This window comes from Pseudomonas sp. RIT-PI-o, assembly GCF_001297215.1.
Lineage (GTDB): Bacteria > Pseudomonadota > Gammaproteobacteria > Pseudomonadales > Pseudomonadaceae > Aquipseudomonas > Aquipseudomonas moraviensis_A.
The window spans coordinates 48,509-63,376 of sequence record NZ_LHPA01000013.1 but is presented as its reverse complement, the minus strand read 5'-3'; the positions used below and the strand labels follow the sequence as shown (position 1 = coordinate 63,376).

At 60.2% G+C, this 14,868-nt stretch carries 17 protein-coding genes; 10 read left to right on the top strand and 7 right to left on the bottom strand.

Annotated features, from left to right (window positions below):
* Positions 1-129: 129 nt before the first annotated feature.
* Positions 130-1,293 (top strand): 1-acyl-sn-glycerol-3-phosphate acyltransferase, encoded by a 1,164-nt coding sequence (locus AEQ63_RS05985; RefSeq protein WP_174823868.1) that lies wholly within the window; start codon positions 130-132, stop codon positions 1,291-1,293.
* Positions 1,294-1,382: 89 nt separating this feature from the next.
* Here the strand turns inward: AEQ63_RS05985 and AEQ63_RS05980 are convergent, their stop codons facing one another.
* Entirely contained in the window at positions 1,383-1,661 is a 279-nt protein-coding gene (locus tag AEQ63_RS05980; RefSeq protein WP_064362140.1) for a hypothetical protein, read from the bottom strand.
* Between the two features lie 193 nt (positions 1,662-1,854).
* Between AEQ63_RS05980 and AEQ63_RS05975 the strand changes: the two genes are divergently transcribed.
* Positions 1,855-2,061, top strand: a complete 207-nt coding sequence (locus AEQ63_RS05975; protein WP_016770662.1) for a hypothetical protein — start codon at positions 1,855-1,857, stop codon at positions 2,059-2,061.
* A gap of 254 nt (positions 2,062-2,315) precedes the next feature.
* Here AEQ63_RS05975 and AEQ63_RS05970 read toward each other — a convergent pair whose 3' ends face one another.
* Entirely contained in the window at positions 2,316-2,900 is a 585-nt protein-coding gene (locus AEQ63_RS05970; protein WP_042609724.1) for a YajG family lipoprotein, read from the bottom strand.
* 205 nt (positions 2,901-3,105) lie between these two features.
* On the opposite strand from AEQ63_RS05970, the gene AEQ63_RS05965 reads away from it, so the two are divergent.
* Both AEQ63_RS05965 and mqo read left to right on the top strand, forming a co-directional pair.
* Positions 3,106-3,339, top strand: a complete 234-nt coding sequence (locus tag AEQ63_RS05965) for a hypothetical protein (protein WP_064362138.1) — start codon at positions 3,106-3,108, stop codon at positions 3,337-3,339.
* Positions 3,340-4,042: 703 nt separating this feature from the next.
* Positions 4,043-5,551 carry a malate dehydrogenase (quinone) gene (mqo, locus tag AEQ63_RS05960; RefSeq protein ID WP_064362137.1) on the top strand — a complete coding sequence of 503 codons (1,509 nt, stop codon included), beginning with the start codon at positions 4,043-4,045 and terminating at the stop codon, positions 5,549-5,551.
* A 150-nt stretch (positions 5,552-5,701) separates the two neighbouring features.
* Here mqo and AEQ63_RS05955 read toward each other — a convergent pair whose 3' ends face one another.
* From AEQ63_RS05955 to AEQ63_RS05945, 3 genes are all read right to left on the bottom strand, one after another.
* On the bottom strand, positions 5,702-5,989 hold the full coding sequence (locus tag AEQ63_RS05955; RefSeq protein WP_042609721.1) for a PA4642 family protein: 288 nt from the start codon (positions 5,987-5,989) through the stop codon (positions 5,702-5,704).
* A gap of 63 nt (positions 5,990-6,052) precedes the next feature.
* On the bottom strand, positions 6,053-6,532 hold the full coding sequence (locus AEQ63_RS05950; protein WP_064362136.1) for a hypothetical protein: 480 nt from the start codon (positions 6,530-6,532) through the stop codon (positions 6,053-6,055).
* Positions 6,533-6,667: 135 nt separating this feature from the next.
* Entirely contained in the window at positions 6,668-7,225 is a 558-nt protein-coding gene (locus AEQ63_RS05945) for a hypoxanthine-guanine phosphoribosyltransferase (RefSeq protein ID WP_016773231.1), read from the bottom strand.
* A gap of 164 nt (positions 7,226-7,389) precedes the next feature.
* On the opposite strand from AEQ63_RS05945, the gene upp reads away from it, so the two are divergent.
* Together upp and AEQ63_RS05935 are read left to right on the top strand one after the other, a co-directional pair.
* The gene (gene upp, locus AEQ63_RS05940) at positions 7,390-8,028 is read left to right on the top strand and encodes a uracil phosphoribosyltransferase (RefSeq protein WP_024014279.1); all 639 of its coding nucleotides are present in this window, start codon (positions 7,390-7,392) and stop codon (positions 8,026-8,028) included.
* 2 nt (positions 8,029-8,030) lie between these two features.
* The gene (locus AEQ63_RS05935) at positions 8,031-9,305 is read left to right on the top strand and encodes a uracil-xanthine permease family protein (RefSeq protein WP_027612217.1); all 1,275 of its coding nucleotides are present in this window, start codon (positions 8,031-8,033) and stop codon (positions 9,303-9,305) included.
* Between the two features lie 102 nt (positions 9,306-9,407).
* Here the strand turns inward: AEQ63_RS05935 and hemH are convergent, their stop codons facing one another.
* Positions 9,408-10,433, bottom strand: a complete 1,026-nt coding sequence (hemH, locus tag AEQ63_RS05930) for a ferrochelatase (protein WP_064362135.1) — start codon at positions 10,431-10,433, stop codon at positions 9,408-9,410.
* Positions 10,434-10,446: 13 nt separating this feature from the next.
* Positions 10,447-11,349, bottom strand: coding sequence for a TIGR01777 family oxidoreductase (locus AEQ63_RS05925; protein ID WP_064362133.1), 903 nt, complete (start codon positions 11,347-11,349; stop codon positions 10,447-10,449).
* A 197-nt stretch (positions 11,350-11,546) separates the two neighbouring features.
* Between AEQ63_RS05925 and AEQ63_RS05920 the strand changes: the two genes are divergently transcribed.
* The 4 genes from AEQ63_RS05920 to AEQ63_RS05905 all read left to right on the top strand — a co-directional run bounded on the left by AEQ63_RS05920 (position 11,547) and on the right by AEQ63_RS05905 (position 14,864).
* The gene (locus tag AEQ63_RS05920) at positions 11,547-12,533 is read left to right on the top strand and encodes an NAD(P)/FAD-dependent oxidoreductase (protein WP_042609717.1); all 987 of its coding nucleotides are present in this window, start codon (positions 11,547-11,549) and stop codon (positions 12,531-12,533) included.
* The gene (locus tag AEQ63_RS05915) at positions 12,530-12,745 is read left to right on the top strand and encodes a TIGR02450 family Trp-rich protein (protein ID WP_042609716.1); all 216 of its coding nucleotides are present in this window, start codon (positions 12,530-12,532) and stop codon (positions 12,743-12,745) included. The genes AEQ63_RS05920 and AEQ63_RS05915 overlap by 4 nt, the downstream gene beginning before the upstream one ends.
* Before the next feature lie 215 nt (positions 12,746-12,960).
* Positions 12,961-13,923, top strand: coding sequence for a YbgA family protein (locus tag AEQ63_RS05910; protein WP_064362131.1), 963 nt, complete (start codon positions 12,961-12,963; stop codon positions 13,921-13,923).
* Entirely contained in the window at positions 13,923-14,864 is a 942-nt protein-coding gene (locus AEQ63_RS05905) for a MerR family transcriptional regulator (RefSeq protein WP_064362130.1), read from the top strand. Before AEQ63_RS05910 ends, AEQ63_RS05905 begins: the two co-directional genes overlap by 1 nt.
* The last annotated feature ends 4 nt before the right edge of the window (positions 14,865-14,868 follow it).

Genomic DNA, 14,868 nt, shown 5'->3' with positions numbered 1-14,868 from the left:
AGTGACTTGTGCGTATAATCGCCGGTCTATTTGCAGGGCTATTTTTGTCTGACTACTTTTCAGACCGTGCCCCGCGGGTTTTCGATCAAAACCTTTACTTACCCTAGCCGTTTCCAACAAGAGAGCATGATGGGCGAATTCGATGCCATCCGACCTTACGACGACAGCGAAGTACCTGCGGTACTGGCAAGGCTGCTCGGCGACAAGGCGTTTCTAGATATCCTCACCCACTTCCGCTTCCCGCGTTTTGCCGGTGCCTTCGGCTGGATGCTCAAACCTCTTATAGCCCATCGGCTGCGTCGTGAGTTTGCCGACGTGAATTCCGTGGCTACCTTACAGGACAAAGTCGAGTTCTACGTCGACCACACCATCGAGCGCGCCACCGACGGCGTGACCTACACCGGTGTCGAGCAGTTCAAGTCCGGCAGCGCCTACCTGTTCATCGCCAACCACCGCGACATCGTCATGGACCCGGCCTTCGTCAACTACGCCGTGTATCACGCCGGCCTGCCGACACCGCGAATCGCGATTGGCGACAATCTGCTGCAGAAGCCATTCGTCAGCGACCTGATGCGCCTGAACAAGAGCTTCATCGTCCACCGCTCGATCACCGGCCGTCGCGAGAAAATGGCGGCGTATCAACTGCTGTCGGCCTACATCAACCACTCGATCCGCAACGATTGCGCGTCGATCTGGATTGCTCAGGCTGAAGGTCGGGCCAAGGATGGCGACGACCGCACCGAGTCGGCGATCCTCAAGATGTTCCACATGAGCCGCAAGGACGAGCCGTTCGGCGAAGTGATCCGATCGCTGAACGTGACCCCGGTGTCGATCAGCTATGAATACGACCCGTGCGACCAGGCCAAGGCCCGCGAGCTGTACATCCGCGCCACCACCGGCACCTACGCCAAGGCGCCGGGCGAGGATGACGTGAGCATTGCCAAGGGCATCACCGGCTACAAGGGCCGGGTGCACGTGAATTTTGCCGCGCCGATCACCGAGGTGTTCGAGGACACCAAGCAATTGGCGATCGAGATGGACAAGCAGATTCTCGGCGGCTACCGGTTGTTCCCGGTGCATTACCTGGCGTACGCGCAGTGGGCGGATGCCGATCCGCAATTGAACGTGCCGAAGGCGGCAGAGGTGTTCCCGGCCGACGAACTGGCCAAGGCGCAGGATGAATGGCAGAGCCGACTGGACGCCTGCCCCGCTGAGCATCGCCCGTATCTGGTGCTGCAATACGCGACGCCGGTGCGCAATCAGTATCGGGTCAAGGCTGGGTTGCCGCTGTAATTTTTCAGAGCAAGATCAAAAGATCGCAGCCTGCGGCAGCTCCTACAGATATCTGTGTAGGAGCTGCCGAAGGCTGCGATCTTTTGCTTTCAGAAGCGGGTGCTGATCCAGGACACCAGCAGTGCCAGCCCCAGGCAAGCAAAACCAAAACGATAGAAAAACCGGTTCATGCGCAACGTTGCCCAATCGAGCATCGGCTCGGCATTCGGCTGCGCCTGGCGCTGGGCGGCGAGACTGGCCTGGGCACGTTGCTCACGGCGGCGGGTCGCGTGCAGCAGCCAACTGCCCGGAAACGCCAGCAGCAAGGCCAGCAGATTGATCAACTTGGCGGGATGGGCGGTAAACAGCGTCATCAAGTGCAGCGACATCACAGACCTCGAACTTAACCGGTGTGGCAGACGCCAGACCGACGACCGCGGCGCGGATTCTACCCAAACCGGCCCACCCTGCCCCAGCCTTTGCGACAAATAACCTGACAATCGACCGATGGCTGTCCTGTGTCATGGCATCGTCACGTGGATGCTGCACCCTGCGCGCCTCGAAACCCGAATGGAATGCGACATGCTGCACGCGGAAAACCAGGATCGCCTGTACCTCATCACCCCATACGACGACCAGCAAAGTCTGGTGGGCAGCCTTGCCTTCAATGTCCAGGATCGCCATTGGCTGGTGTATTGCGCGCTGGGCGGGCATCAGCATGCGGATTTGCCTGAGACCGATTTGCTCACGGGCGTAAGCGTGCTCGATTTCTATTCCCAGGCTGCCTGAACGTCAAAAGCACCCTCACCCTAGCCCTCTCCCAGAGGGAGAGGGGACTGACCGAGGTGTTTGCGGTAGATACGCCGACTTGAGATACAGAGCCGAACTCAGGTTTTGAACCACACGCGATCGGCTCCCTCTCCCTCGGGAGAGGGCTGGGGTGAGGGGAATCGGTTTCCCATACGACACAAATCTCAGACCTGGCAGCCAAAAAAAAGCCCGGAACCATCACTGGCCCCGGGCTTTTTCACATCCGCCGAAAATTACTCAGCGAGCACCTGACCCACCGTCGGGTCCTTGAACAGACGGGTCAGCGCATCGCTCAATACATCGCTGACCAGTTTGGTATTGGTTTCCTGATTCGGCGCCATGCCGAAGCGCTGGTCGAGCGACGCACCGTAGCGACCGCTGTAACGGCGGTTGGCGTTCTGCACGTCGGAGCGGAAGGTCGCGCCGATGGTCGCTTCGGTCACGTACATGCCTTCTTTCGGCGACTGGTATTTCAGCTCGGCCAGGGTCACGGTCAACTGCGGCGCATTGGGTGCGCTGGTGGTCGGGGTGAAGCCGAGCAGGCGTACGGCGGCTTCGGCCTGGGCCTGCAACTTGGGCAGGATCTGCTCGCGCTGCACGGTGATGGCGCTGGTTTCCGGGTACAGACCGCCACGAGTGCCGAGGGTTGGCGACGGACGACCGTCGACCACACGCACCACGACCGGCTGACCGCGACCGACCGCTGGCAGTTGCGTGGTCAGCTTCGGCTCCGGATTCAGTTGTTGCGGGCTGTGGGCGCAGCCGGCCAGGGTCAAACCGGCGACAGTGATCAAACCGAACAACAGGCGTTGCAACATGCTCTTCTCTCCAGAATCAGGCACAAACAGGCCGGCAGTATAGCGGTGGGCCACTGCGCGTAACCAGCGCCGCACAGTGAATACTGAAATGTCTGACAAACCCCGCCGAAAGCGGTTCCTGTCACACATTCTTCACCGTCCATACACCGCGACGTCACGGCCCACCGGCAAGCTTCACAGCAGTCCTCCTTCAAGGAACTCTGCCATGCGTTATCTGATCTCGCTGTTCGCCCCGCGCCCGCTGCATCGCAGCTTTGCCCTGCTCGACCGCAACGGCCACTGCCAGGCCTTCAAGCAGTGCAGCCTGCAACCGATGGGAGACGGCTGGGTGGAAATCGAAGAAATCCGCCTGACCTGGCTGCACCAGCCATTGCCCGCCAGCGCGCGGGTCGTACCGCGACAAATGCGCGCACGGGGTCAGGTGCAGTTGAGCATCTGACCGGATGCCTAATAAAAGTCATTAAACACGAGCAACTGCGCGCATTTCTTCGCTACAATCTCCCCCCGATTATAAGGACGTCTCCTGATCGGGCCCCGCAACAGCGTCAATGCGCATGCATCGACATCAAAATCGCCCACAGAGAGCCGCCCACACAGATCGAGTGAAGTTGGCGCGCTTGCCTGTTCTTCCGGCAAAACCCCGCTTTTCGCGAATCTGCAGAGCTGTCATTCGCTCGGCCACCGCGTTGTTTTGCCCTTGCGGGCAGGTGCCAGGCCAAGGCAGCCCTTTTTGAGGTTCACGTCTTCAAAAGAGCGTGAAAAAAACGGGTTTTCACAACTTCACAAGAGTGTGGCGAGCAAATGAATAGTTTTGCGTCTGAACATGCACCATTAGCGTCTGAAACAGCCCAACGACACAGGACCGGGTATACCTCGAATACCGGAGCCTGAAGCCTGTCCGCTACGGATTTGGTTGCACGAAAACGGATGTCTCGACCATAAGTCGAATTGCCAGCCCCGGGCGAAAATGCGTTCATGGAACGCTTGAAACCAGGCCGCACGCATCCGTCGAAGTTGCGAAAAATTGCGAAGATTCGGACATGGCCAACCTGACCACGGATAGCCCGGGCCCACTGACCTGCCCTGGAACGCCTGGCAGCCATGCCGACAATTTGGTGCTGCAGATTTGGGAGACGCGTTAAATGGCGCATAACGAAGCAGTCGACGTAGTTCTGGTAGGGGCCGGCATCATGAGTGCCACCCTGGCCGTGCTGCTCAAAGAGCTCGACCCCGCGATCAAGCTGGAAGTCGTCGAGCTGATGGATTCCGGTGCTGCCGAGAGTTCCAATCCGTGGAACAACGCCGGTACCGGCCACGCCGGCCTGTGCGAGCTGAACTACACGCCACAGGCCGCCGACGGCAGCGTCGACATCAAGAAAGCCGTGCACATCAACACCCAGTTCGAGGTGTCGAAGCAGTTCTGGTCGTACCTGACCAAAAAAGGCACGTTCGGCTCGTGCAAATCCTTCATCAGCCCGGTGCCGCACCTGAGTTTCGTTCAGGGCGAGAGCGGTGTGTCGTTCCTCAAGGAACGCTTCAATGTCCTGAGCAAGCACCACGCGTTTGCCGACATGGAGTACACCGAAGACAAAGGCAAGATGGCCGAGTGGATGCCGCTGATGATGCCGGGCCGCTCGCCGGACGAAGTCCTCGCCGCGACCCGCGTGATGAACGGCACCGACGTCAACTTCGGCGCCCTGACCAATCAGTTGCTCAAGCACCTGAGCAGCGCCCCGGACACTCAAGTCAAATACTGCAAGCGCGTGACCGGGCTCAAGCGTAACGGCGCCGGCTGGACCGTCAGCATCAAGGACGTCAACAACGGCAACACCCGCGAAGTCGACGCAAAGTTTGTTTTCCTCGGTGCCGGTGGCGCGGCCCTGCCGCTGCTGCAGGCTTCGGGCATCGAAGAAAGCAAAGGCTTCGGCGGTTTCCCGATCAGTGGCCAGTGGCTGCGTTGCGATAACCCGGAAGTGGTCAAGCACCACCAGGCCAAGGTCTACAGCCAGGCGGCCGTGGGTTCGCCACCGATGTCGGTGCCGCACCTCGACACCCGCGTCGTCGACGGCAAGAAATCCCTGCTGTTCGGGCCATACGCCGGTTTCACCACCAAGTTCCTCAAGCACGGCTCCTTCATGGACCTGCCGATGTCGGTGCGCGCCGGCAACATCGGGCCGATGCTGGCGGTGGCAAAAAACAACATGGACCTGACCAAGTACCTGGTCAGCGAAGTGATGCAGTCGATGGAGCAGCGCCTGGAATCCCTGCGCCGCTTCTACCCGCAGGCGAAAGCCGAAGACTGGCGCCTGGAAGTGGCCGGTCAACGGGTGCAGATCATCAAGAAGGACCCGAAAAAGGGTGGCATTCTGCAGTTCGGTACCGAGCTGGTCGCGGCGAAAGACGGCTCCCTCGCCGCTCTGCTTGGCGCATCGCCAGGCGCGTCGGTGACCGTTTCGATCATGCTCGAGCTGATCGAGAAATGCTTCCCGGGCAAGGCGTCCGGCGAGTGGGCCGCTAAACTGGCAGAAATCTTCCCGGCCCGTGAAAAGGTTCTGGAAACCGATGCTGCGCTGTATCGCAAGATCAACACGCAGAACAACATCGCCCTGGAACTGGTTGAGGAAAGCAGCGAGACGCCAAGCTTTGCTTGATCTCCTTGCATAAAAAAACGCCCCATTCGGGGCGTTTTTTTTGCCTGCCAGAATCAAAAGATCGCAGCCTTCGGCAGCTCCTACAGGGTATACATCAATCCCGTGTAGGAGCTGCCGAAGGCTGCGATCTTTTGATCTTGTCTTTTGACCTTAACCGCGCGCCTTCTCGATCAACTCGATGTACTCGGCGGCATTACGCTGATCCTTGATGTGATCAACAAAAGTCTGGCCCTGCTCGTCCTTGCCATCAACGTCATAACCGGCCGCGACGAAGAAGCCCAGAAAACGCTCGAAATCATCGATACGCAGGCCACGATACGCCTTGATCAGTTTGTGCAGCGACGGCGAAGTGGCGTCGACCGGTTCAAAATCGAGGAACAGCTTGATCTGCTCATCGCCGATCTCGTCACCAATCACTTGTTTCTTATCTTTACGCATTGCCGACTCCAGCTCGCAGACATGACACGGGGCGGGCAGTTTACCCCTGCCCGACCGCCCGGCTCAACGCGGACGAATCGCACCGGTGTGCAAATCCGCCCAGATATGGCCGTTGGCATAACTGAGGAACTGCACATACACCGTGTCGTTGCGCAGCAGATCCATCACCACACGGTATTGCGCCAGCGGATAGAACAGCGTCAGGGTTTTGCTTTTTTCGTCGTAGGCCGGTTTTTTCAGGCTCTTGCTTTCGCCGTCGAAACTCACCAGCACCTGAGAAATGCTCGCGCCTTTGTTCAGCGACTTGCCTTTGAGGCGGATCAACAAAGATGAAGTGACCGGAATCGGCTGCTGATTGGACTGACGCTGCGCACCGACCACCACTGAATACTCGCTGACCTGCAGCAGTTGCTGCTGCTCAGGCTCGGCGTCGCGCAGGGTCAGATCGTCCGGCGGCAGGAACTGGCTGTGCATCGGCGCGGCGGACAGGGGCAGGCTGAGAATCAGCAACGAGGCGGCGAGACTGCGGATCAAGAGGCGCATGACGGACTCCGGAGGGCGGGGCCGGGCACTCTAGCATGGGATTAAAAGCAAAAGATCGCAGCGTTCCGCAGCTCCTACAGGGTGTACATCAATCCCATGTAGGAGCTGCCGAAGGCTGCGATCTTTTGATCTTGCTTACATGCCTTTAACGGCGTAAATCCCGTTGGCATTGCGCCAGTAGCCTTTGTAGTCCATGCCATAACCGAAGATATAACGGTCGATGCACGGCAGGCCGACGAAATCGGCTTTCAGGTCAGGACGCGCTTTGCGGTCGTGATCCTTGTCGATCAGCACGGCGGTGTGCACTTTGCGCGCGCCGGCGTGTTTGCAGAAGTCGATGATCGCGCCCAGGGTGTGACCTTCGTCGAGGATGTCGTCGATGATCAGCACGTCGCGGTCGATGAACGAGACTTCCGGCTTGGCTTTCCAGAACAGGTCGCCGCCGCTGGTTTCGTTGCGATAACGGGTCGCGTGCAGGTAGGACGCTTCCAGCGGGAATTGCAGATGCGTCAGCAGTTTGCCGGAGAAGATCAGGCCGCCGTTCATCACGCAGAACACCACCGGATTGCTGTCAGCCAGTTGTTCGTTGATTTGTGCACCGACGCGAGCGATGGCCGCCTCGACTTCAGACTCGGTGTACAGGCAGTCAGCCTCTCGCATGATTTGACGGATATGCTCGAGATCAGCGGACATGGCGCTCTCCAGGGGTTGGCGGAATTGGAAAAGCGGGCAAAGGTACGCATCCCGCGAGGTCGAATCAAGCTCTTATGGACTAACGTACAGAATGTCCTATAGGACATCACCCTCGGATAGATTAATCTAGGCCGGTTTTTTTGCCCGCCGCCGGAGCCTTTCCCATGCCCATCCTCGAGATCCGCCATCCGCTGATCCGTCATAAACTCGGCCTGATGCGCCGCGCTGACATCAGCACCAAGAATTTCCGCGAGCTCGCTCAGGAAGTCGGCGCCCTGTTGACCTATGAAGCTACAAAAGATTTGCCGCTCGAATCCTACGACATTGCCGGCTGGTGCGGCACTGTGTCGGTGGAGAAGATCGCCGGCAAGAAGATCACCGTCGTGCCGATTCTGCGTGCCGGCATCGGCATGCTCGAAGGCGTGCTCAGCCTGATTCCGGGAGCCAAGGTCTCCGCCGTGGGCGTGGCCCGCAACGAAGAAACCCTGCAAGCGCACACATATCTGGAAAAACTGGTACCGGAAATCGACGAACGTCTGGCGATGATCATCGACCCGATGCTCGCCACCGGCAGTTCCATGGTTGCCACCATCGACCTGCTGAAGAAGGCCGGTTGCCGTGACATCCGCGCCATGGTTCTGGTCGCCGCGCCGGAAGGCATTGCCGCCGTAGAACAGGCGCACCCGGACGTGACCATTTACACCGCATCCATCGATGAGCGCTTGAACGAGCACGGCTACATCATTCCTGGGCTTGGCGACGCCGGTGACAAGATCTTCGGCACCAAGCAGAAGGACGCGTAACCATGCAGCAAGAGTTCAACGATCCGCTCTGGCGCACGGTGCTGTCCGGCGCGCAGATGCTGTTCGTGGCTTTCGGCGCTTTGGTGCTGATGCCACTGATCACGGGCCTGGACCCGAACGTGGCACTGTTTACCGCAGGTCTGGGGACGATCCTGTTCCAGATCGTCACCGGGCGTCAGGTCCCGGTGTTCCTCGCGTCGAGCTTCGCTTTCATCACACCGATCATCCTCGCCAAGGGCCAGTTCGGCCTCGCCGCGACCATGGGCGGAGTGATGGCGGCCGGTTTCGTCTACACCTTCCTGGGCCTGGCCGTGAAGATCAAAGGCACCGGCTTCATTGACCGGTTGCTGCCACCGGTGGTGATCGGTCCGGTGATCATTTCCATCGGCCTGGCCATGGCGCCGATTGCCGCGAACATGGCGATGGGCAAGGCCGGTGACGGCACCGAGCTGATCCACTATCAGACGGCGATGATGATTTCCATGCCGGCGCTGCTGACCACGTTGATCGTGGCAGTGTTCGGCAAGGGCATCTTTCGTCTGGTGCCGATCATTTCCGGCGTGTTGGTGGGATTTGCCATGTCGTTCTATTTCGGCGTGGTCGACACGGCGAAAATTGCTGCCGCGCCCTGGTTCGCCTTGCCGCACTTCACCGCGCCAGAGTTCAACTGGCAGGCGATTCTGTTCATCGTTCCGGTGGCACTGGCTCCGGCGATCGAGCACATCGGCGGTGTAATTGCCGTAGGTAGCGTGACCGGTCGCGATTACCTGAAGAAGCCGGGCCTGCATCGCACCCTGCTTGGTGACGGCATTGCGACCACCGCTGCCGGCCTGTTCGGTGGCCCGCCCAACACCACTTACGCCGAAGTCACCGGCGCAGTGATGCTGACCAAGAACTACAACCCGAAAATCATGACCTGGGCGGCGATCTTCGCCATCACCCTGGCGTTCATCGGCAAGTTCGGCGCGCTGCTGCAAAGCATTCCGGTGCCGGTGATGGGCGGGATTCTGTGCCTGTTGTTCGGTTCGATTGCGGCGGTGGGCATGAACACCCTGATCCGCCACAAGATCGACCTGGGCGAAGCGCGCAACCTGGTGATCGTCTCGGTGACGCTGGTGTTCGGCATTGGCGGTGTACTGGTCGGCACCGGCACTGGCCCGGACGACTTCGGCCTCAAAGGCATCGCGCTGTGCGCGGTGGTAGCGATTGCGCTGAACCTGATCCTGCCGGGTAATGACGGCTGGAAGAACAAGAAAGCGGATGAGCCGCTGATTTAACGCCTGAAGATTTTTACTGCCTGACAGATAGCTATCGCGAGCAGGCTCACTCCTACAAGGTCAACGCAATACCTGTAGGAGTGAGCCTGCTCGCGATTTGCTTTAAAGGGCCAGCGGCGCGCGTTCGCAGAGCGTCGCCAAAGCCTTGGCCCATTGCGCGTCGTCGTTCAGGCACGGCACCAGCACCAGTTCCTCGCCCCCCGCTTCGCGGAATTGTTCCTTGCCGCGATCGCCGATCTCTTCCAGCGTCTCTATGCAATCGGCGACGAACGCCGGGCACATCACCAGAATCTTTTTCACCCCGCTTTTCGCCAGTTCATCCAGCCGCGCTTCGGTGTACGGCTCGATCCATTTCGCCCGGCCCAGGCGGGACTGAAACGACACCGACCACTTGCCGTCCGCCAGACCCATGGTTTTGGCGAAGGCGGCGGCGGTGCGGAAACACTGCGCGCGATAACAGGTCGCCAATACCGCCGCCGAGGCGGTCTGGCAGCAATCGGCGCCCTTGAGGCAGTGATTGCCTGTTGGGTCGAGTTTGCTCAGATGCCGCTCAGGCAAGCCGTGAAAACTCAGCAGCAGATGGTCGTAATCCTGCTGCAGGTGTGGGCGCGCGCTGGCGGCCAGTGCCTCGATGTATTCCGGCTGATCGTAGAACGGTTGCAGGATCGACAGCTGCACGTCGAGTTTCTTCTCGCGCAGCACGCGTCGGGCTTCTTCGATCACCGTGGTCGTGGTGCTGTCGGCGAACTGCGGATACAGCGGCGCCAGCGTGATTTTCCGGTGTCCGGCCTTCACCAGACGCAGCAGACAGGTTTCGATCGACGGCTCGCCATAACGCATCGCCAGATCCACCGGACCATGTTTCCACGTTCGGGTCATCTGCTCCTGCAAGCGGCGGCTGAGCACCACCAGCGGCGAGCCCTCCTCCCACCAGATCGACGCATAGGCATGGGCCGATTGCTCGGGACGCTTGATCAGGATCAGCGACACCAGCAGCCGCCGCAGCGGCCACGGCAGATCAATCACATACGGGTCCATCAGAAATTGATTGAGGTAGCTGCGCACATCGGCCACCGAGGTGGAGGCCGGAGAGCCCAGGTTGACCAGAAGCAAAGCGTGATCGGTCATGCAACGTCCTATTTCAGAGGCGGCTGGATAGATCATCCAGAGCCGCACGTAAATCCGTAAAGCGGAAGCTGAATCCCGCTTCCAGCAAGCGTGCCGGCGTCGCGCGCTGGCCGCCGAGCAATAACAGTGACAGCTCGCCGAGCATGACTTTCAGCGCCAGGGTCGGCATCGGCATGAACACCGGGCGGTGCAATACGCTGCCCAGGGTCTTGGCAAATTCGCGGTTGCGCACAGGTTTCGGCGCGCAGGCATTATAAGGACCGCTGGCCTGATTGCGGTGCAGAAGAAAATCAATCAGGGCGATTTGATCGTCGATGTGAATCCATGGCATCCACTGCCGGCCATTGCCCAAAGGCCCGCCGAGCCCGAGCTTGAACGGCAGCAAGAGCCGCGACAAAAAGCCGCCCTCGGCCGACAGCACCAGACCGGTCCGCACCAGCACCACGCGGATGCCGAGGTTCTCGGCGCGCAGCGCGGTTTCTTCCCAGGCGATGCACAACTGACTGGCGAAGTCGTCGATGCCGGGCGGCGACTCTTCAGTCAATTCGCGCTCGCCACCGTCGCCGTACCAGCCGATCGCCGAGCCGGAAATCAGCAGCGACGGTTTCTGCGCACGAGTTTCCAGCCACGCGAGCAGCGTTTCTGTCAGTGTGATGCGACTGCTCCAGAGCAATGCCTTGCGACGATGGGTCCAGGGGCGATCGGCAATCGGCGCCCCAGCGAGATTGACGATCGCGTCCAGCGGCTCTTCGCCGAGGTCCTCCAGCCGCGCAATCCCGCGCACTTGCGGGCCGCAGATCTGCGCGACCTTTTCCGCACGGCGACTCCATACCGTCAGGCGATGGCCCTGCTCCAGCCAGTGTCGGCAGAGGTGACGTCCGATCAAACCAGTACCGCCGGTCAGCAATATGTGCATGACATCTTCCTCGCGTGGCGTTTAACCCGGATCACTAGTCTATTTTTATAGGCAGGGATCTTTTCTATCGGGCAGGCTCTATGGTTTAACAATAGGCCAAGCTGTCAGAACGAGAACGCTAGAAGTTATACCAAAAAACAGAATTGTACAGGTTTCATCGACGGCGTAGTCTGTACAGAAAGGTAAACGAGGCCCCTATGACTGTACCTATCGCAATCATTGGCACCGGCATCGCCGGGCTCTCCGCCGCCCAGGCTCTGACAGAGACCGGGCATACCGTTCAACTGTTCGATAAAAGCCGTGGCAGCGGCGGGCGCATGTCGAGCAAGCGCAGCGACGCTGGCTCGCTGGACATGGGCGCTCAATACTTCACCGCGCGTGACCGGCGTTTCGTTACCGAAGTGCAGCGCTGGCAGAGCCAGGGCTGGGCCGCCGAGTGGACGCCGCAGCTCTACACCTTCCAGGGCGGGCAACTGAACATGTCGCCGGACGAGCAGACCCGCTGGGTCGGTACGCCGCGCATGAGCGCCATCACCCGCGGCCTGCTCGATGGTCTGGATGTGCAGTTTGCCTGCCGCATCACCGAGGTCTATCGCGGCGAAGAACATTGGCATCTGCAAGACGCCGACGGCTGTACCCACGGCCCCTTCAGCCATGTGGTGATCGCCACGCCGGCACCGCAAGCCACCGCGCTGCTGGCCGCCGCGCCGAAACTCGCCGGCGTTGCTGCCGGGGTGAAAATGGAGCCGACCTGGGCCGTCGCCCTCGCCTTCGAAACCCCGCTCGATACGCCGATCGAAGGCTGCTTCGTGCAGGACAGTCCGCTCGACTGGCTGGCGCGCAACCGCAGCAAACCCGGGCGCGACACCACCCTCGACACCTGGGTGCTGCATGCAACCAGCGCTTGGAGCCGGCAGCACATTGATCTGTCCAAGGAAGCGGTCATCGAGCATCTGCATGGCGCTTTCGCCGAACTGCTGCACAGTGCCATGCCTGCGCCAACCTTCAGCCTCGCCCACCGCTGGCTCTACGCGCGCCCCGCGACCGGCCACGAATGGACCACCCTGGCCGACGCCGATCTGGGTTTGTATGCCTGTGGCGACTGGTGTCTGTCGGGGCGCGTCGAAGGCGCCTGGCTCAGCGGTCAGGAGGCTGCACGTCGCTTGCACGAACACCTGCAATGAATCGGATCAATCCACGCAAACTGCTGCTGTCGAAATGGACAGCAGCCCACCCGCAGAATCGCGAAAAGCATTTTCTGGTCACCGAACTGATCCGCGATGAAGAAGGCACGGTACTCGAGGTCGAGTTGCAGGCGGTGCTGACGCAGCGTAGCGAGCGAATGGATTGGCGAACGCTTCAGGACAATGAAAACTGGGTACTGGGCTGGAAATAAATTCCCACTGTAGGAGTGAGCCTGCTCGCGAAAGAGCTGTATCAGATACGAAATCATTGACTGACCCACCGCTTTCGCGAGCAGGCTCACTCCCACAGATTCAGCGCTGCACGAAAAATCTTATACAAAACATTTGACTTGTACATCCATCGTTCTATGCTGAGGAAAAGTTGTACAGAGATAACTCTCTGTACAGGTATAGATTCGAGGTGCTCATGTCTACAGCTTCCCTGTCCAAGCCGAAGATCGCCATCAGCGCCTGCCTGTTGGGCGAAGAAGTGCGCTACAACGGTGGGCACAAGGAATCGCGGCTGTGCAGCCGTACCCTCGCGGAATATTTCGATTTCGTCCCGTTGTGCCCGGAAGTCGCCATCGGCATGGGCATTCCCCGCGAGCCGATCCGGCTGGTGGGCGACCCTGAGCAACCCGAGGCCGTCGGCACCGTCGACCGGACCATCAACGTCACCAGGCCGCTGGCCGAGTACGGCGAGAAAATGGCCGGCGAGCTGCAGGACCTTTGCGGCTACATCTTCATGCAGCAGTCGCCGTCCTGCGGACTGGAACGGGTCAAGGTCTATCACGCCAACGGTGCCCCGGTGAACGGCGGCGGACGTGGCATCTACGCGCAGGCGTTCTGTGCCCGACACCCGGACTTGCCGGTCGAAGAAGCCGGGCGCCTCAACGATCCGGTGCTGCGGGAAAACTTCATCACCCGCGTGCTCGCCTACAGCGCCTGGCAACAAGTGCTCGCTCAGGGCCTCAGCCGCCGCGCGCTCACCGAATTCCACTCGCGCTACAAGTACCAGCTGATGGCGCACAACCCGCTGCAATACAAAACCCTGGGCAAACTGCTCGGCAACATGGCCGACAGCGATCCCGCCGAACTCGGCCCGCGCTACTTCAGCGAACTGATGGCCGCGCTGAAGAAATGCGCCACTCGCGGCACCCATTGCAATGTGCTGCTGCACCTCAGCGGATATTTGAAACAATCGCTGAGTGCCGAAGACAAACAGGAAATGCAACAGGTCATCGGCCAGTACCGCCAGGGCATCGTGCCGCTGGTGGTGCCCCTGACGCTGCTTAAACACCACTTTCGACTCCATCCGGACCCGTACATCGCGCAACAGGTTTACCTGCAGCCGCATCCGGAAAACCTCAGTCTGCGAAATGCGATCTAATGAACGATAAAACCGACAGCAGCGCCCGGGAAGACCTCGGCGCCGACTTCAAGAAAGCCCTCGACGAGGGCTGGTTGCCGATTCGCGAAGTCGCGCGGCAAACCGGCGTCAACGCCATCACCCTGCGTGCGTGGGAACGTCGCTACGGGCTGGTGGTGCCCCAGCGCACGCCCAAGGGCCATCGACTGTATAGCGCTGAACATGTGCAGCGAATCATGGCTATTCTCACCTGGCTGAACCGTGGGGTGGCGGTCAGTCAGGTCAAGCCACTGCTCGACGCCCCGCAGGCCTTCACCGAGACCGTGGAGAACGACTGGCAGCGTCTGCGACAGACGTTGCTTTCGGCGGTCACCGCACTGAATGAGCGCACGCTGGATGACAGCGTCAATCAGGCCATCGCCCTGTACCCGCCCCGGACCTTGTGCGAGCAATTGCTGATGCCGCTGCTGGCCGAACTCGAACAGCGCTGGCAGGGCCAGTTCGGCGCGCAGATGGAGCGGACGTTTTTCTATTCCTGGCTGCGCAGCAAATTCGGTGCACGCATCTACCATAACAACCGCCAGCTGCATTCGGCGCCGCTGCTGTTGATCAATCATTCCGACCTGCCGCTGGAACCGCACCTGTGGCTGTGCGCATGGCTGATCAGCAGTGCCGACTGCCCGGTGCAAGCCTTCGACTGGCCGCTGCCGGCCGGTGAACTGGCACTCACCGTCGAGCATCTGCAAGCCCGTGGCGTGCTGCTGTATTCGAGCAAAGCCATGCAACTGGCGCAGTTGCCGAAACTGCTGGCGAACGTCAATTGCCCGACCTTGATCGCCGGACCTGCGGTGCACATCCATCACACCGAGTTGTCCGCACGCACTGCCCAGGCTGCCAATCTGTTCTTGGCTGAAGATCCGCTTGCAGCCCATCAGGCGCTGCTCGAGCGTGGATTGATTTGATGGT